Source organism: Pseudomonas sp. DrBHI1 (genome assembly GCF_002205115.1).
Taxonomy (GTDB): domain Bacteria; phylum Pseudomonadota; class Gammaproteobacteria; order Pseudomonadales; family Pseudomonadaceae; genus Aquipseudomonas; species Aquipseudomonas mosselii.
In genome coordinates, this window is sequence record NZ_NIBE01000004.1 from 41,767 (window position 1) to 56,689 (window position 14,923).

The following is a 14,923-nucleotide window of genomic DNA, read 5'->3' on the forward strand; positions in this document are numbered from 1 at the left end:
GCATGGACAAGACCCGCATGAACAGACTTCCAATGCAGTTGGCCCGCCGCCTGGGCATGGCGCCCTGGCTGGCCGATGACGCTGGCAGCTACCACCTGTGCATCGATGGCCATGGCCTGTGGCTTGAACCGCGGGGCGTACAGCTGATGGTCCGCAGCTCGCTATCGTCGGTGGTCGGGCATGGCGCCAGTCTCGATCATCAGGCGCTGAGCCGCCTGATGGGCATGGTCACTGCCTGGGCTGCGCATTGCCCACAGCGGTTGGCGCTGACGCCTGACTCAGAGCTCATGCTCGAGGCTTGGATCGACGTGTCACAGGGCGATGTCGACACCCTCGAGCAGGTGCTTGGGGTTCAGGTCGCCCTGCTGAATGTCCTGTGCGCGCAACGCTGCAGCCAAACACCTGTGATTGTCCGAGGGCCCAGCGTATGGCTGCCATGAGATCGCTTGCCACCGGTTTGGCAGTCCTGCTGGTCAGTTTATTCGCCGAGGGCGAGCCGCTGGATTGGGCTGACGAGCCGTTCCACTATATCGCTCAGGGCGAGAGTCTGCGTGACGTGCTGACCAATTTTGCCGCCAACTACCAGGGTTCGGTGGTGGTCAGTGACAAGGTCAGGGACCAGGTGAGCGCCACGTTCGAGCAGCCGGATCCGCAGGCGTTTCTCGAGCAGGTCGCGGTGCTCTACAACCTGGCCTGGTACTACGACGGCGCGGTGCTGCATGTCGACAAATCGAGCGAAGTCCAGACACGGCTGATCCACCTGGACAAGGTGCGCGAGCCGCAACTGCGCGTCGCGCTCCAAGAAGGTGGTGGCTGGACCTCGCGCTTTGCCTGGCGCGCCGCAGCAAGTGGACGGCTGGTGTACGCGTCAGGACCGCCCCGCTATCTGGACCGGGTCGAGCAGACGGTCAAGGCCCTGGAGCAGCAGGCGAGTCTGCAGGACGAACTGGGCGGCAACCTCAGCGTCGAGGTGATCCCGCTCAGGCATGCGATGGCCGAGGATCGTGAGATCGACTATCGCGACCAGAAGGTGGCGGTGCCTGGCGTGGCCACGATCCTCTCCCGGGTGCTGGCCGATGCCAATGTGGTGTCGGTGGAAGGCCAATCCATGGGGGAGGGGGCACAGGTTCGCGCAGGTCGGGCCGTGGTCCAGGCCGAGCCGTCGCTCAATGCCATCATCGTGCGTGATCACGCCGAGCGCCTGCCCATGTATCGACGGCTGGTGATGGCGTTGGACCGGCCTGCTGCTCGGATCGAGGTAGGCCTGACAATCCTCGATATCAACGCTGAACACCTGGATGAGCTGGGCGTGGAGTGGCAGTTCGGTATCGGCAAGCATCAGTTGGTGGACCTTCGTACCCGAGCGGGCGTATCGGAAACCACGTTGACCGGCAGCCTGGTAGATAGTCGGGGCTTGAACCGGCTGTTGGCCAAGGTGACCCTGATGCAGGGCGAGGGCCATGCCCAGGTGGTGTCGCGACCGACCTTGCTGACCCAGGAAAATACCCTGGCGGTGATTGATCACAGTGAAACCTACTATGTACGGGTGATGGGTGAACGCGTTGCCGAGCTCAAGGCGATCACCTACGGCACCTTGCTGAAGATGACGCCACGTCTGATCCGCAGTGCGGACCGGCCGGAAATCAGCCTTAGCCTGCATATCGAGGACGGCAGCCAGAAGCCCAACAGCACCGGGCCCGACGGCATCCCCACCATCAGCCGCACGGTCATCGACACGCTGGCCCGGGTCGATCTCGGACAGAGCCTGATGATCGGCGGCATCCATCGCGACGAGACCAGCGAAAGCATCCGCAAGGTCCCGCTGCTGGGTGACATTCCCTTCCTGGGCGCCTTGTTCCGTTATCAGTCGAGCAACACCCGTCGTTCGGTCCGGCTGTTCCTGATCGAGCCGAGGCTGATTGATTCCGGGCTTGGCGAGCGTGCCTGAAATGACCTGGAAATTGCGGATCTACAGTGGTCTGAATGCCGGCGCCGAGGTGTCCTTGATGTCGGGGCGGGTGGTCATCGGTGCCGATCCTGCCCTGGCCGACCTGGTCCTGGTGGATACAGGCATCGCTGCCGTGCACCTGGTGCTGATGGTCGAGCCCCATGGCGTGCGCCTGCTGGAGTGGGGGTCGGCTGAACCACCTACCCAGGACGGGCGGGAGGTGGCTGCGGATGTCGAGCTGCAGGCCTTGGCGATTCAAGGTTGTGGTCCGTTGCGCTGGGCATTTGGCAACCAGGACGAAGTGTTCAGCGAGCGGCTTGTGGTGCAGGCCCCTGCGCCCTGGATAGGGCGCGGCTGGTTCATGGTGCCCGGCGCCGGTCTGATCTTACTGCTCGTTTTGCTTACCCGATTGTTGGTGCCCGAGGCAGAGGCACAGGACACGCCGGCAGCAGTGATTGCCCCAGTCGAGCAACCCGCTCAACCCCAGGAGCAAGCCCGGACGCGGCTGGCGCAGCTGCTGCGCGACTGGCGACTGGAGGATGCCTTGAGCGTGTCGGACCAGGGGCACGCCCTGGTGTTGCGCGGGGCGCTGCGCGAGCGCCAGCTTCAGGACTACCAGAACCTTCAGCGACAGTACCGCGAGGCATTTGGCGACTACCCGTCGTTGCGGTTGGTCGACGAGGGCAGGGCACCTTCCGCGAAACTCGATTTCCCTGTTCGAGGCGTTTCACTGGGGCGGTTGCCTTACGTGACGCTGACCGACAACCGCCGTTATCCAGTGGGGGCACTGATGCCCTCCGGCATTCGCATCCTGGCCATCGATGGGCAGGCGATCACGCTGAGCAAGGGCGGTCGGGACTATGTGATCAACCTGAAGGAGAGACCGGCGGATGATGGATGAACTCATGCGGGAGGTGCGTGACCGACGCAAGCAGGCACGCATGTTCTCCGTGCTGGAGCACGCACGGCAGGCCTGCGCCAGGCAGCTGTCTGAGCCGCTGCCACCCCCTGCGTTCCAGCGCTTGCACCACCAACTGGCAGCCCTTGACGCAGCCTTGAAGATACTCGAAAAACTGGAGGAATACTGAAATGACAACGATCAGCAGCGGGTTCCACGACGGTACCAGCAACACCATGGACATGGTCCACGAGGGCATGGTCAAGCAGGCAAGGCAGGCCAACAAGGCGGTTCTCGACTCCCTGCAGAAGCTCAACGAGAAAAGTGACGATCCCGCTTTGCTGGCTGATATGCGTCATCGCTCGAACATCTGGTCGAACGTGTTCCAGGTCGACGCGACCCTGGGCCAGACCTTCAAGAACACCATCAGCAGCATTCTGCAGAAGTTCTGAGCATGAACCATTCCGTGAACAATCTGCTGGCCCGCCTGGGCCTGCTGGGTGTCGAGCATCGTCACCATGAAGAGGCGCTTTGCATCGCGCAGTGGCTGGCCCGGGAGCCTGAGACAATGGAAGCTGCCTGTGCGATACGTACTGCCTGCCTGATGGGGCTGGGGCGTTGCGAAGAAGCCTTGGCGCAGGGCAACCAGGCGCCTTGGCCATCGCTGGGGCCTTGGTTGGCGCTGTGTGAGCGTCAGTTGGGCTATATGGCAGCCCTCGAGCGGCGGCTTGAGGGCATGGCGCAGAGCGGTAATCCTGATCTGGTTCACTTTGCCCAGGGCATGCGCGCCCAGGTGGTGGCATGAGTCCGCTGGCCTCGACGCTTGTGTTTGCTGGACAAGGTGCACAGATCGCGATGCACGTGCACAGCGATCAGGATGCTGCCGAGTTCCAGGCAAGCCTTGTTGAACATCAACCTCGCGAGCAGGTGTATTCGGAACTGACACAGCAAACGAGGCTGCAAGTGTTCGCCATGGCGATGGACCTGCTGAATGATTCCTTCACGGTGGAGGGAGGCTCATGAGTGGTATCACCGAGGTGACCCAGATGGTCACCGATCTGCAGTCGCTGGCGGCACCGGCTGCCGACTCCCGGCAGGTGGCCGAGTTCGAGCAAGCGCTATCCGGCGCCTCCGGCAGCCCCGGGGATGGACTGCTGCACCAGATAGGTCAGCTCCACCAGCAGCATGCAGAAGCCCGGCTGAGCGCGCAGGCCAGTCTGGTCTCGCGCACGGGGGATCCCGTGGCACTGATGGATGCTCACTGGGCACTGATTCGCACAAACCTGCAGGTGGAGTTGATCGCCAAGGGCGTGGGGCGCACCACGCAGAACATCGAAACTCTCATGAAAGCCCAGTAGGTGCCCTGTGAAAAGATCATGGCAGTGCGTGCTGCTTCTGGCGGTGCTGGCGCTGGGGGGATGCAGGGTCGAGCTTTACCTCGGCCTCGGCCAGCGCGAGGCCAACGAGATGCTCGCGGTGTTGGACAGCGAGGGCATCGACGCGGTGAAGGCCCAGGACAAGGACGGCAAGGTGAAGATCCTAATCGACGAAGCCGACATCGGCCACGCGGTGGCGGCGCTCAAGCGTCAAGGCTATCCGCGGGAAATGTTTTCCACGGTCAATGATGTGTTTCCCCGCGACAGTTTGATCTCCTCGCCATTGGAGGAGCAGGCGCGGCTGACCTATGTGAAGTCCCAGGAGCTGTCGCGGACCCTGTCGGAGATCGATGGCGTGCTGGTGGCCCGGGTGCATGTGGTGCTTCCGGAGCCCCGTGATGGACTGCGCACGCAGAACGGTGCGGCGTCGGCGTCCATCTTTATCAAGCACGCGGCGGATGCGGCGCTGGGGATGTACATCGGGCAGATGAAGCAGCTGTTGAGCAACAGTATCGAAGGCCTGGACTACGAGCGCATCAGCGTGGTGCTGGTACCGTCTACCCAGGCGCGTCAACCACTGGCGGGCCCGCGCCATGTCACGCTGTTATCGATTCAGGTTCTGGAAGGCTCGCGCTGGCGCTTGCTCACGCTGCTGGGTGTGCTGCTGGGGATGCTGGTGCTGAGCAACCTGGCGCAGTACCTGTGGTGGCATCAGCGGGCACGCACATGACCGAATTCCAGCTTCGCTATTGCCCGGCGAATTACTTGCACTTGAACCATTGTCCTGGAGCCCTGAGCCAGGTAGCCCCGGCATTGCCGCTTTGGCGGGAGAGTTGCACGCTCAACGGTTGGCTGATGTCTGTGCTGGGACTGTCCGAGCCTTTCGACGTGCCAGAACGGCTCGGTAAGCTGGCTTATTATCCGCAGCCGGTGTTTGAGCGGGTGCTGTCAAGTTTGGGGGGACTGCTGCATGGTCGGGCCATCAAGCAGCTGCTCGACCCTGAAGGTCAGACGCGGTTGCGCCAGGCGCTCGACCTGCAAGACCTTCGCTATTGCCTGGAAAAGTGGCCTCTGGTCATCGGCCCTTGGCCTGCCGGCTGGCAACAGGTATTGCCAGCCGGCGACCTGGATGCGTACCTGCCCGGTTGTGGATTGGCATTCTGGCTGCAGGCATGCGGCGAGGTCGATCCAGGGTTCGCTCGGCGCATGGCCCTGCGCCTGCCAGGCATGACTGCTGTGCCAACTTGGCCGATGGACGCTGAGCAACGCGACTTGGCCCGCACCCTTTGCCTGAAAGTGGCCCGAGACAGGAGCCCGGAATGTTGCCATTTATTGAATTGAATGAGGCCCGGCCGATGATCGACCCGAGCCTGAACGTATTGCGCAGCGCTGACTATCAGCAGTACCTCGATGCCCGCGGACTGACCGACAACGCATGTCAGCGTGCCCGTGATATCGATGCCCGGGCCGATGCGGTGCTTGAGGAGCATCAGCGGCTCGGACGGGAGGTCGGGCTGGAAATGGCCGCCATCGAGCAGGCGGCGTTGCTGCACGGGACACGTTTGCACTGCGACGCGTTCTATCGCCAGGTCGACCGGCAGATGAGCGAGGTGGTGCGCCAGGCCGTGTGCAAGGTGCTGGGGCAATACCCTGATATCGAGCTTACATTGGCTGCGACCCGTCAGGCGCTGGCGCGGGTTCAGCCACGGGAAGCACTGTTGCTGCACGTAAGGCCCGATCAGTTGTCCGAGGTTAGCCAGCGTTTGGATGAAGTGCTCGCGCTATATCCCGAGGTCGGGTCTGTCGAGGTATGCGCCGATGCCAGGCTTGCGCGAGGCGGATGTCGTCTGGAGACCGCAGGCTGCGTGATCAATGCCAGTATCGAAGGGCAGTTGGCCGCGTTGCAGCGGGCGCTGACGCAACGGAACCTTGATGATGAGGCTGGAGCGCCATGAACGAAGCCGTGCTGGCCGCAGCCGCGCGGGCGCTCCATGATGATCAGGAGCGTGATGCGTTACTCCAGGTGTTTTGGAAACAGCTTCGCCAGCCTGCTCGGAATCTGGCGAGGGAGAGAGCAGAAGCCATGCCTGTTCGCCGGCCACTGCCTCAGCGAGGGATCCTGGTCTAGTGTGGCGTATCACAAATAGTGACCATAACTCACGGCGCTTTTTGCGCTCATGCGGGGTTGAAAACAGGCTCGGAATGTTCATTTACAACCCGTGAAATCGAGCACGACTTCGGCCGTTCCTCGCCTGTTTTCGCCTTGTCTGATCGCCACTCGGCTACTGTTCGTACAAACCCCGGGCTTCCAACTCCGATTGTCCTGGACCTGTGGGATAGGGGTTGCCAGTGGTTTGCGGTTATCTATGCAATCTTCTCTTGCGCCTGCAACCAGCGAATCACCTCAGCGACCGGCTGGATCAAGTCACCTGGAATGTACTGCTCCACCAGGCTATCCGCGAACAGCGCCCGGGCCAGGGGAATACGTTCGAGCACCGGTATCCCTTCCTCTTCGGCGATCCGCCGGACCAGCAGGGCCTGTTCGTCGGTGTACTTGAGGGTGACCAACGGCAGGGGCGTTTCCCCGGGCCTGTAGCGCAGGCCCACGGCGATATGGGTCGGGTTGGCGACGATGACCGACGAGCGCCTGACGTCCGCGCGCAGTGTGCCGTTGTGTATCTCGCGATGGCGCTTGCGACGCTCGCGCTTGAGCTCCGGGGCACCCTCCATCTCCTTGTGCTCGCGCTTGACCTCTTCCTTGCTCATGCGCAGCTGTTTCAGATGTTGCCAGCGTTCAAGACCATAGTCGGCCGCCGAGATCGCCAGGAAACCCACGGCACAGACCCCGATAAGGTTGCCCATCAGGCTGCCCAGCAACGGCAGGATGCACTCGATGCCGCACGACGGCACCCGCAGCAGCGTGCGAAGCTGATCACTGAGCAGGCCAATCACCAGCGCGCCGAGCAGCAGGACCTTGAGCGCCGACTTGAGAAAATCGAGCAGGTTCCTGATCGAGAAGATCCGCGTCACCCCCTCCAGCGGGCTGACTTTTTTCAGGTCAGGTGTGAGCGATTGGCCGCTGAAGACGAAACCGGTCTGCAGCAGGTTGCCGGCGATGGCGGCCAGCACCGCGGTCAAAAGGAACGGCAAGGTGAGCCATAGCAACTCATGCAGCAGTTGCTTCAGCATCAGCTCCAGCGCTTGGCGAAAGGGCAGATGGAGCAGGGGGGCGGGCAGCATCATCAGCTCACCAAGATGCCCGAGAAAGTAGTCGGGAAAGCCCATGGGCAACGCGACCAGGCTCAGGATGAGTACAGTGGAGACCAGCTCCTTGCTCTTGGCCACCTGGCCGTTGCGGCGCGCATCGCGCAATTTCGCTTGCGTGGGTTGTTCGGTCTTTTCGGTGCTCATGGCTGCTCCAGCAAAGGGCCGAGCAGGCGTACCTTGGACAGTGCGATGAAAACCTGGCTTTCGGCCTGCGTCATTAGCAGGAACAGGTACGGCACCAGCAGCGCGCTGCAGACCAGGCTTTTGATCGGCATGGACAGGATGAACACGTTCAGTGACGGTGCGAAGCGGCTGACCAGGGCGAGGCCGAATTCGGCGAGGAACATGGCAATCAGCAATGGCGCGGCGAACAGCACGCAGAGGCTCAGCAGGTAGTCGAACTGGGCCAGGAAGAACGTATTCCACTGGTCGCCGATGTACGGGTAGAAGCTTGCCACCGGCCAGCTGGCATAGCTGCCCAGCAGCGCCCCTAGCAGCCCCAGGAAGGCGCCGCCGGTGAAGAACAAGGTAACGAGCGTCTGCGCCAGGAAGGCGCCGGTGGGGCTGGTCTGGCTGCCCAGAAGCGGGTTGAGGGTGGAGGCCAGGGTGGCGCCGCGCTGGTTGTCGATGAGAAAGCCGCAGGCCTCCAGGGCCCAGAACGGGATGGCCACCACGAAGCCCAGCAGCAGGCCGAGCAGCACTTCCTTGCCGATCAGCAGCCCCAGCTGTAATCCGTCCAGCGCAACGGGTAGGGTACCGGCCACGCTGGGGTAGATGAACAGGGCCAGCGAACAGGCCACGCCATTGCGCACCAGCGCGCCGCCCAGTACCTGCTTGCCGAGGATCGGCAGCAGCAGAAAACAGCCGAACAACCGGGGCAGGATCAGGCTGAAGCCCAGCAGCATCTGTTCAAGCGTCTGGACCGTCATCGTGCAGAGGAAATTCGGTTGAGCACCAGATCGGTGTAGCGGTACAACTCGCTGCCCATCCAGTCGGCAGTGACGAACAGGGTGACGACCACCGCCACCAGCTTGGCGACAAAACCTAGGGTCTGCTCCTGTACCTGGGTCAACGCCTGTACCAGGGAAACCAGGGTACCGACCAGCGCGGCCATCAGCACCGTCGGCAGCGACAGGACCAGCACCAGCCACAGCGACTGGGTGGCGAAGTGCAGAACTTCGGTATTGCCCATGTCAGCCTCCGTAGCTCAGCACCAGGCCATGGGAAAGTCGCCCCCAGCCGTCGAGCAGGACGAACAGCAGCAGCTTGAAGGGCAGTGAAATGGTCACAGGCGACACCATCATCATGCCCATGGCCAGGAGGATGTTGGAGATGATCAGGTCGATGGCGATGAAGGGCAGGTAGATCAGGAAACCTACCTCGAAGGCCCGGCTCAGCTCGCTGATGGTGAACGCCGGCAGCAGCACCAGCAGGCTGTTGCCGTCGACCCGCTCGGCATAGTGCTGGGGCCAGAGTTGGCGGGTGCTGTCGAGGAAGAAAGCGCGTTCGCGCTCGTTGACCTGGCTGTCGAGAAAAGCGCGAAACGGCGCCATGCCTTCGTCGAGAAAGCGCTCGACCGAACGGGTATCGCCGAGGGTGGTCTCATGGGCGTTCAGGTAGTCGTAGGTGGCCATGCCCACCGGGGCCATGACATAGAGGCTGAGGATGATCGCCAGGCCATACAAGGCCATGTTTGGCGGGATCTGCTGGACACCCAGGGCATTGCGCAGCAACGAGAAGACCACGGCCATCTTCAGGAACGAGGTGGCCATGACCGCGATGAACGGCACCAGCGACAGCAGCGCCAGACCGAGGATCAGGCTCAGTTCGTCCGGCAGCTGGATCATGTCGGTTGCTGCTCCAGCAGGCGGTCGACTCGCACCCCGAGGCGGCCGTCGATCTGCACCAACAGACCGGTGCCGATGCAGCGCTGGTTGGCGAGGATGCGCACCTTGGCATCCACAGGGCTATGCAGTTCAATCAGCGCTCCAGGTTGCAGGGTCGACAGTGTGTGCAGGTCGAGGGTCTGGCGACCGACTTCGAAGCTGACCGGGATGGGCAGTTGCTCCAGCGCTTGCAGCGTAGTGTCGGCCACAGGGGGGGTATCGTGCATGCGGACTAGCTCCAGATGTGTGTCTTCGAGTTGCAGCTCGGCCCAGGGGTGGCCATCGAGCACGCCCAGCAGTCGCGGGGAACTTGGCGTACCGGCAGGCAGTAGCAGGATGTCGCCCGAGCCCAGGTCGCGCAGGTCGTGCAACGTCAATTCGAGGGCGCGCCACTGCAGCGAGAGGTTGAGCTGGATGTTCAGGCGTTCGCGTAGTGGACGCCGTGGCAAGGCCGCCAGCATGTGCTCGCTGTCGCCTTGTACCCAGCAGGGCAGCAGGCCCTGCGCGCTTCTCAGCGTCACCTGCAGACCGGGTATGCGGTCGATGCTGTCTGCCGGCTCGATGCCCAGGCATTGCAGGCCGGGTAGGCGAGGGGTGTCCCGTTGCAGCACCGCCAGCTGCAGTGCGCTGGGGAGGCTGGCGAAGTCGGCTGCCTGCAACTGTGGTGCGAGCCATTGCGCCAGCTGCTGCCGACGACACAGCAGGCGAGCCGGCACGCCGTGCCAATCGATTAGCACGGTCAGGTCCAGGTCATCGCCTGGAGTGCTGACGCTCAGCGAGACCTGCCCTTGATCGTCGGCATAATGAGGTTGGCGATGGCTCAGTGACTGCTGCAAGCGCAGTTCCTGAGTGTGGGCGACAGGCAAGTTCGATGTACTCATGGTTCAGGCCAGCCTTCGTCCTCTACATGGCGCTTGTTGCGCGAGCCTTGATGGTTGTCGCCATTTGCGCCAAAGCCGAGGCTGACCGGCTGTGCGGGATCGAGTCGTTGCAGGCGCTCAAGCAGGTCCGTACCGGCCACCTGCAATTGCCGCAGGGCGGCCGGCGCAGCCTGGATCTCCACCTGCAGGCCAGCGCTCGCAGGGTTCATGCGTACTTCGACATGGCCCAGCTGAGGTAACTGCACCTGCAACAGGGCCTGTTCGCGTTTGCCAGTCCTGCTGGCGAACAGTTGCAGTTGCAGGCGCTCAACAAGCGTCTGCAGATCCTGGACGGGGGCAGCGACAGTTGATGACAGGCCCTTGTCGATCAGGGGGCGCTCGCTCGATGGGATGGGGGGGGCAAGGATTGGGTCGATATCGCGGAGTAGCAGACGATCCGGCACGTTGTTGGTATTGTCGTGGACATTTTGAGGGCCCGCCCCGGCTCGACGTGCTTCGGTCAATGAGGTTGGCTCGACTGCATCAGGTATCGCTGGCATGGGCTCCGGAAGGGGACGTTCGATGACGTCCTCGAGCAGCGCAGGTCGTTCTGCTGCGCAGGCGCGCGGGCACTTTGCGATCAAGTCAGCCATGTTCAGGACCACTTGGGTGACAGGGCGTTCAGGGCAGGCTTCGTCCTGGGTGGGTCGATGGCCAGTCTCCTGCGGCGCCCTGCGCTTTATCCGTGGATCTTCCAGCAGGTGTTCGAACAACCGTCGCTGCTCGTTGCATGGCCTAAGTCCAGGCGTTTCAGACAATGGGTTGTCCGGCAGCGCAGGGACAGGCTGGGTGTTCAGCATGGAGAACCTCCCTGGCCATGGCGCTCCTCCACTTCGAGCTCCTGGCTGTGCTCTGTACGCCGAGCGGTTTGCCGGGAAGCTTGCTCGTGCAGCTGCTTGAAACTGTCCAGCTGTTGTCTGGCCTTGGCGAGCTTCGTTTGCGCCTGCTGGCGTGCCGAGTGCTGGCGCATCAGCGCGTCCTCGCAGGCCACGACCTGTCCACGCAGGCTCGCTTCGCGCTCACCGAGCAGTCCGACCTGTCGACGCCAGTGCTCCAGGCCATGGAGGTTGGTCAGGCGGCCCATCTGCGCATCGAACAGACGCTGTTCCTCCTCGAGGGCCCAGCGCCGATAAGTCAGATGCACTTCGAGCGATTGCGTCTGGTCCGCCTGGGCTGCCTGCAAGCGGACCTGTTGAGTGTGCGCTTCGCGCTCGGCCCGTTGCAGCCGGCGTTGCATGATGGATAACAGGGCGGTCAAGGACACCGAGCGATCTCCAGCAGTTGTTCGAGGCTCTGTTGCAGCGAACTGCGCTCATGCGGCGCCTGGCACAGCCAGGCGCGAATGGCATCGCGCTTGTCGATGGCCTGATCCACGGCAGGGTCCTGGCCTCGGGTGTATTCGCCGACTCGCAGCAGCAGCTCGACTTCTTCATAGCACGCCATCCACTGGCGCAACTGGCTGGCGGCGGCGCGGTGGGCAGGGCTGACCACCTGGTGCATCACCCGGCTGACCGAGCGCAGCACGTCGATGGCCGGGTAGTGGTTGGCCGCCCCCAGTGCCTGGGACAGCACGATATGGCCATCGAGGATCGAGCGGGTTTCCTCGGCGATCGGTTCGTTCAGGTCATCGCCTTCCACCAGCACGGTGTAGAGCGCGGTGATCGAGCCCTTGTCCGCGTGCCCGGCACGTTCGAGCAGGCGTGGCAACTGGGCAAACACCGACGGCGGAAAGCCGCGTCGAGTCGGCGGTTCGCCCGCGGCCAGGCCGATCTCCCGCTGGGCCCGGGCGAAGCGGGTCAGCGAGTCCATCAGCAACAGGACCTTGCGGCCCTGATCACGGAAATACTCGGCCACGGTGGTGGCGACGAAGCCCGCACGGGCCCGCTCCATCGCCGGACGGTCGGAGGTCGCGACCACCAGCACCGCACGGCGCAGGCCCTGTTCGCCGAGCTCATGGTGAATGAACTCGCGCACTTCTCGGCCGCGTTCGCCGATCAAGGCGAGGACGATCACGTCTGCCTGTGCGTTGCGCAGCAGTGAGGCCAGCAGCGTGCTCTTGCCGCCGCCGGCGGGTGCGAAGATGCCGACGCGCTGCCCTTCAGCGCAGGTGAGCAGGCCATCGATGCAACGGATGCCCAGGCTCAAGGGTGTGTCGACCAGCTTGCGGCTCAAGGGAGCCGGCGCATCCCGATGTACCGGGTACCAGGCTTGCGGCGCGGTCTGTACGCTGCCGTCGAGCGTGTTGCCCAGGCCGTCGAGTACCATTCCCAGCAGATGATCACCCACACCGACGCGATGCTGGCTACCGGTGGGGCAGACCTCGGTGCGCGTGCAAAGCCCCTGTATGTCGCCCAACGGGGCGAGCAATGCCTGGTCCTGTTGCAGGCCGATGACCTCGGCCAGCAGTTCCTGCTCATGGTCCGGCCTACGCAGCCGGCACAGTTCGCCGACCCGCACCCCAGGCGCCAGTGCACGGATCAGGGTGCCGGTGACCTGGGTGACCTTGCCGTTGACCTGGACCAGGGTGACGTCGTTCACGGCGGCTTTCAGGGCCTGGGGAATCTGGAGCAGCGATGGCGACATGGGAAGGGTGCTGGTGCGCAAAGGAAGGACGCCATTCTAGGAGGCTTGCCATGGGGCGGATTTCACTGTGAGTCGCATGTTTTTAGATTTCGGCCGCCCTCTTTGACGCTTGCCGAAAGGCTAAAAAGAAGCGCCCGGCAATGACAGTAAGGCTCATGGCAGGCCTCTAGCATGCCGCTCATTCATGTAGTTCGATAATGAGGTGGGCATGAGCGTAGGCATCGGCTTAGCGCAGGTTGAATCGGCGGTGGCCGTGGGGGGCGGATGGGAAGGGCAGGCAACCATCCAGGTGCGGCAGGTAACCCCGATGGGGCAGCAGGTCGAGATGGCGGAAGAGGTGTCGATGGCGTTCTCGTCGTTGGCCAATGCCCGGCTCGGTGCCCGTAGCCGCATCACCGATGCGCGCCAGCATGGCTTGCAGGCAGGCCAGGCGGCCGAGGAGATGCTGGCCAAGGTACCGGATGTGCAGCGTCGTGCCCTGGATGAACTCGTGGCCTGGTTGCGCCAGCATCCCGATCTGACGCCGGGAGAGTTGCAAGCACGGCTGGATGGCTTTTCCGGCGAAGCCTGCCATCGCTACCTGGCCTTGGCCTATGCCCGTGCCGCATTGGGCAATATGGCTGATGACAGCGGCTTGCCTGGGAAGCTAGATCAGGCCATGGCGGGCATGGCGCAGGCGCAGGGCCGGATGATCGAGCTGGGAATCGAGATCGGTCCGCTGGCCCAGGCTACCCAGGAACAGGGGGTCGCCGAAGTGGCCGCGCTGCGTGGGGTGTACTGCGATTTTTTGTGTGGTTATCGCGGTCTCAAGCACGCCTGGGACGAGCTGCGCGCACGCTTCGGTGACGCGGCCATCGGCGATGTCGCCCAGTACATGCTCAACGGCCTGGCCAGTCATATCAGCGGGCCGTCCTCGCACCTGGACAGCAATCAGCTGCAGCAGGTCATCGGCGACATGAAACTGGTGCAGGCCCTGAAGAAACTGGAAAGCGACACTACCGCGCTGTTCCGCCAGCTTGCCGGAGAGCCCAGTGGCGTACGGGCCTTCTGATCTGGTCAGCGACCTCTTGGCGCTGATCGACAAACGCTGGGCCGGCGAGCAGGACATCCTGCGCCTGCTGGCCGTGCTGCCGCTTGCTCCTGGCGGGCAACGCATCCACTGCCTGCGTGAACTGCAGCGCATCTTCCGGCTGTTGCCTCTGCAGGTTTTCAGCGATGAGACCCAGCGCGAGCACCTGCTGATGGTCTGTCAGTTGACCATGGACCGGCTCATCGAAGATGAGGAAGCGTCGCTGCGTGGCGTGCGGGAGGAATGAGCATGGACCCTTGTAGCGAGGCCATCGTCCGGTTCTGCCGCGATCAAGGCGTGGTACTGGCGCATCTGCCGGAAACACGGCTACGCCTGGATCTTCCGGATATCGGTGTCCTGCAGTTCGAGCGGCTGGCGGGCCAGGTGACGCTTTGGCTGAGCTTTGCCGTGCAGGGCGCATTGTTCGAGCATGCCATGTCGAGTGCGCTCAGGCATGTCCAGGACCACCAGGTACCTGGGCAGCTGTTGCGATGCGGCCTGCTGCCTGACGAACGTCTGGTGTTGCTGGTCAGTCTCGATGAACGTCGCGTGACGAAACAGGTATTGCACGAGGCTTACCAGTTGCTGTCGCGGATGCGCGTCGAAGTGCTTGCGGCATGAGCCTGATAGAACGAGGCGGGCAGCTCCATGCCCCGTGGCTGCAATCCTTGGCAGCCGACACCGTGTTCCCCCGATCGGTTGGCGAACCGCTGCCGATGCCTGGGCAACCTGTGCAGGCACACCTGCGTGAGCTGTACCCGCAGTATCGGATGGCAAGCCTGCGGCTGTCGTACGCCAGTCCCGAACAGGAGCTGCGTGCCCTGTACGACCCACATCGCTTCGCCATGACGCTGGGCTCCCTGGCAAAGCAACTGCTGAGCGCCAAGGAGCGCCAGGCGGCGGTACTGCTGCAAGCGTTGCTGGCCGACCGGCACGCGCTGGCGTGCTACGCGAACCTTCTGCTCAAGGTATGAAC

Annotated in this window: 23 protein-coding genes; 15 read left to right on the forward strand and 8 right to left on the reverse strand. The window is 63.3% G+C overall.

What is annotated here, in order from left to right; translation table 11 throughout:
• Positions 1–17 precede the first annotated feature (17 nt).
• The 11 genes from CC207_RS00500 to CC207_RS00550 are packed head-to-tail and all read left to right on the forward strand — an operon-like array spanning position 18 to position 6,177.
• Positions 18–440, forward strand: coding sequence for a CesT family type III secretion system chaperone (locus CC207_RS00500; protein WP_158216126.1), 423 nt, complete (start codon positions 18–20; stop codon positions 438–440).
• A complete protein-coding gene (gene sctC / locus CC207_RS00505; RefSeq protein ID WP_088851405.1) occupies positions 437–1,948 on the forward strand; it encodes a type III secretion system outer membrane ring subunit SctC in 1,512 nt (503 codons plus the stop codon). The genes CC207_RS00500 and sctC overlap by 4 nt, the downstream gene beginning before the upstream one ends.
• Before the next feature lies 1 nt (position 1,949).
• Entirely contained in the window at positions 1,950–2,849 is a 900-nt protein-coding gene (gene sctD, locus CC207_RS28170) for a type III secretion system inner membrane ring subunit SctD (RefSeq protein WP_062361107.1), read from the forward strand.
• The gene (locus tag CC207_RS00515; protein WP_028692500.1) at positions 2,839–3,036 is read left to right on the forward strand and encodes an EscE/YscE/SsaE family type III secretion system needle protein co-chaperone; all 198 of its coding nucleotides are present in this window, start codon (positions 2,839–2,841) and stop codon (positions 3,034–3,036) included. Before sctD ends, CC207_RS00515 begins: the two co-directional genes overlap by 11 nt.
• 1 nt (position 3,037) lies before the next feature.
• Positions 3,038–3,298, forward strand: coding sequence for an EscF/YscF/HrpA family type III secretion system needle major subunit (locus tag CC207_RS00520; protein ID WP_028692499.1), 261 nt, complete (start codon positions 3,038–3,040; stop codon positions 3,296–3,298).
• Positions 3,299–3,300: 2 nt separating this feature from the next.
• On the forward strand, positions 3,301–3,651 hold the full coding sequence (locus CC207_RS00525) for a YscG family type III secretion system chaperone (RefSeq protein ID WP_028692498.1): 351 nt from the start codon (positions 3,301–3,303) through the stop codon (positions 3,649–3,651).
• A complete protein-coding gene (locus CC207_RS00530; RefSeq protein ID WP_062361109.1) occupies positions 3,648–3,869 on the forward strand; it encodes a hypothetical protein in 222 nt (73 codons plus the stop codon). Before CC207_RS00525 ends, CC207_RS00530 begins: the two co-directional genes overlap by 4 nt.
• Positions 3,866–4,204, forward strand: coding sequence for a type III secretion system inner rod subunit SctI (gene sctI, locus CC207_RS00535; RefSeq protein ID WP_028692496.1), 339 nt, complete (start codon positions 3,866–3,868; stop codon positions 4,202–4,204). The genes CC207_RS00530 and sctI overlap by 4 nt, the downstream gene beginning before the upstream one ends.
• Before the next feature lie 7 nt (positions 4,205–4,211).
• Positions 4,212–4,952 carry a type III secretion system inner membrane ring lipoprotein SctJ gene (gene sctJ / locus CC207_RS00540; protein WP_088851406.1) on the forward strand — a complete coding sequence of 247 codons (741 nt, stop codon included), beginning with the start codon at positions 4,212–4,214 and terminating at the stop codon, positions 4,950–4,952.
• A complete protein-coding gene (locus tag CC207_RS00545; protein WP_088851407.1) occupies positions 4,949–5,563 on the forward strand; it encodes a SctK family type III secretion system sorting platform protein in 615 nt (204 codons plus the stop codon). The genes sctJ and CC207_RS00545 overlap by 4 nt, the downstream gene beginning before the upstream one ends.
• Positions 5,542–6,177, forward strand: a complete 636-nt coding sequence (locus CC207_RS00550; protein ID WP_088851408.1) for an HrpE/YscL family type III secretion apparatus protein — start codon at positions 5,542–5,544, stop codon at positions 6,175–6,177. Before CC207_RS00545 ends, CC207_RS00550 begins: the two co-directional genes overlap by 22 nt.
• Positions 6,178–6,586: 409 nt before the next feature.
• Here the strand turns inward: CC207_RS00550 and sctU are convergent, their stop codons facing one another.
• Genes sctU through sctN form a run of 8 tightly spaced genes read right to left on the reverse strand, consistent with a single transcriptional unit; the run spans position 6,587 to position 12,878 of the window.
• A complete protein-coding gene (gene sctU, locus CC207_RS00555) occupies positions 6,587–7,633 on the reverse strand; it encodes a type III secretion system export apparatus subunit SctU (protein ID WP_062361113.1) in 1,047 nt (348 codons plus the stop codon).
• On the reverse strand, positions 7,630–8,418 hold the full coding sequence (gene sctT / locus CC207_RS00560) for a type III secretion system export apparatus subunit SctT (protein WP_028692491.1): 789 nt from the start codon (positions 8,416–8,418) through the stop codon (positions 7,630–7,632). Before sctT ends, sctU begins: the two co-directional genes overlap by 4 nt.
• The gene (gene sctS, locus CC207_RS00565) at positions 8,415–8,681 is read right to left on the reverse strand and encodes a type III secretion system export apparatus subunit SctS (protein WP_028692490.1); all 267 of its coding nucleotides are present in this window, start codon (positions 8,679–8,681) and stop codon (positions 8,415–8,417) included. The genes sctT and sctS overlap by 4 nt, the downstream gene beginning before the upstream one ends.
• A 1-nt stretch (position 8,682) precedes the next feature.
• Positions 8,683–9,336 carry a type III secretion system export apparatus subunit SctR gene (gene sctR / locus CC207_RS00570; protein ID WP_088851409.1) on the reverse strand — a complete coding sequence of 218 codons (654 nt, stop codon included), beginning with the start codon at positions 9,334–9,336 and terminating at the stop codon, positions 8,683–8,685.
• Complete coding sequence (gene sctQ / locus CC207_RS00575; protein ID WP_088851410.1) at positions 9,333–10,256, reverse strand: type III secretion system cytoplasmic ring protein SctQ; 924 nt, start codon at positions 10,254–10,256, stop codon at positions 9,333–9,335. Before sctQ ends, sctR begins: the two co-directional genes overlap by 4 nt.
• Entirely contained in the window at positions 10,253–11,095 is an 843-nt protein-coding gene (locus tag CC207_RS00580) for a type III secretion system needle length determinant (RefSeq protein ID WP_088851411.1), read from the reverse strand. Before CC207_RS00580 ends, sctQ begins: the two co-directional genes overlap by 4 nt.
• Entirely contained in the window at positions 11,089–11,559 is a 471-nt protein-coding gene (locus tag CC207_RS00585) for a YscO family type III secretion system apparatus protein (RefSeq protein WP_088851412.1), read from the reverse strand. Before CC207_RS00585 ends, CC207_RS00580 begins: the two co-directional genes overlap by 7 nt.
• Positions 11,550–12,878 carry a type III secretion system ATPase SctN gene (gene sctN, locus CC207_RS00590; protein ID WP_028692486.1) on the reverse strand — a complete coding sequence of 443 codons (1,329 nt, stop codon included), beginning with the start codon at positions 12,876–12,878 and terminating at the stop codon, positions 11,550–11,552. Before sctN ends, CC207_RS00585 begins: the two co-directional genes overlap by 10 nt.
• 208 nt (positions 12,879–13,086) lie before the next feature.
• Here sctN and CC207_RS00595 point away from each other — a divergent pair, with 208 nt between their 5' ends.
• The 4 genes from CC207_RS00595 (at position 13,087) to CC207_RS00610 (ending at position 14,921) form a co-directional block, all read left to right on the forward strand.
• Positions 13,087–13,929 carry an HrpJ domain-containing protein gene (locus CC207_RS00595; protein WP_088851413.1) on the forward strand — a complete coding sequence of 281 codons (843 nt, stop codon included), beginning with the start codon at positions 13,087–13,089 and terminating at the stop codon, positions 13,927–13,929.
• Positions 13,910–14,194, forward strand: coding sequence for a TyeA family type III secretion system gatekeeper subunit (locus CC207_RS00600; RefSeq protein WP_028692484.1), 285 nt, complete (start codon positions 13,910–13,912; stop codon positions 14,192–14,194). Before CC207_RS00595 ends, CC207_RS00600 begins: the two co-directional genes overlap by 20 nt.
• Before the next feature lie 2 nt (positions 14,195–14,196).
• Positions 14,197–14,568 (forward strand): hypothetical protein, encoded by a 372-nt coding sequence (locus CC207_RS00605; RefSeq protein ID WP_051555750.1) that lies wholly within the window; start codon positions 14,197–14,199, stop codon positions 14,566–14,568.
• A 95-nt stretch (positions 14,569–14,663) separates the two neighbouring features.
• Entirely contained in the window at positions 14,664–14,921 is a 258-nt protein-coding gene (locus CC207_RS00610; protein WP_158216127.1) for a hypothetical protein, read from the forward strand.
• The last annotated feature ends 2 nt before the right edge of the window (positions 14,922–14,923 follow it).

Excerpts from the sequence above, each read along its gene's own strand:
- CC207_RS00500 (WP_158216126.1), top strand. The coding sequence starts at position 18 with ATGAACAGACTTCCAATGCAGTTGGCCCGCCGCCTGGGCATGGCGCCC.
- sctC (WP_088851405.1), top strand. The coding sequence starts at position 437 with ATGAGATCGCTTGCCACCGGTTTGGCAGTCCTGCTGGTCAGTTTATTC.
- sctD (WP_062361107.1), top strand. The coding sequence starts at position 1,950 with ATGACCTGGAAATTGCGGATCTACAGTGGTCTGAATGCCGGCGCCGAG.
- CC207_RS00515 (WP_028692500.1), top strand. The coding sequence starts at position 2,839 with ATGATGGATGAACTCATGCGGGAGGTGCGTGACCGACGCAAGCAGGCA.
- CC207_RS00520 (WP_028692499.1), top strand. The coding sequence starts at position 3,038 with ATGACAACGATCAGCAGCGGGTTCCACGACGGTACCAGCAACACCATG.
- CC207_RS00525 (WP_028692498.1), top strand. The coding sequence starts at position 3,301 with ATGAACCATTCCGTGAACAATCTGCTGGCCCGCCTGGGCCTGCTGGGT.
- CC207_RS00530 (WP_062361109.1), top strand. The coding sequence starts at position 3,648 with ATGAGTCCGCTGGCCTCGACGCTTGTGTTTGCTGGACAAGGTGCACAG.
- sctI (WP_028692496.1), top strand. The coding sequence starts at position 3,866 with ATGAGTGGTATCACCGAGGTGACCCAGATGGTCACCGATCTGCAGTCG.
- CC207_RS00545 (WP_088851407.1), top strand. The coding sequence starts at position 4,949 with ATGACCGAATTCCAGCTTCGCTATTGCCCGGCGAATTACTTGCACTTG.
- CC207_RS00550 (WP_088851408.1), top strand. The coding sequence starts at position 5,542 with ATGTTGCCATTTATTGAATTGAATGAGGCCCGGCCGATGATCGACCCG.
- sctU (WP_062361113.1), bottom strand. The coding sequence starts at position 7,633 with ATGAGCACCGAAAAGACCGAACAACCCACGCAAGCGAAATTGCGCGAT.
- sctT (WP_028692491.1), bottom strand. The coding sequence starts at position 8,418 with ATGACGGTCCAGACGCTTGAACAGATGCTGCTGGGCTTCAGCCTGATC.
- sctS (WP_028692490.1), bottom strand. The coding sequence starts at position 8,681 with ATGGGCAATACCGAAGTTCTGCACTTCGCCACCCAGTCGCTGTGGCTG.
- sctR (WP_088851409.1), bottom strand. The coding sequence starts at position 9,336 with ATGATCCAGCTGCCGGACGAACTGAGCCTGATCCTCGGTCTGGCGCTG.
- sctQ (WP_088851410.1), bottom strand. The coding sequence starts at position 10,256 with ATGAGTACATCGAACTTGCCTGTCGCCCACACTCAGGAACTGCGCTTG.
- CC207_RS00580 (WP_088851411.1), bottom strand. The coding sequence starts at position 11,095 with ATGCTGAACACCCAGCCTGTCCCTGCGCTGCCGGACAACCCATTGTCT.
- sctN (WP_028692486.1), bottom strand. The coding sequence starts at position 12,878 with ATGTCGCCATCGCTGCTCCAGATTCCCCAGGCCCTGAAAGCCGCCGTG.
- CC207_RS00595 (WP_088851413.1), top strand. The coding sequence starts at position 13,087 with ATGAGCGTAGGCATCGGCTTAGCGCAGGTTGAATCGGCGGTGGCCGTG.
- CC207_RS00605 (WP_051555750.1), top strand. The coding sequence starts at position 14,197 with ATGGACCCTTGTAGCGAGGCCATCGTCCGGTTCTGCCGCGATCAAGGC.
- CC207_RS00610 (WP_158216127.1), top strand. The coding sequence starts at position 14,664 with ATGCCTGGGCAACCTGTGCAGGCACACCTGCGTGAGCTGTACCCGCAG.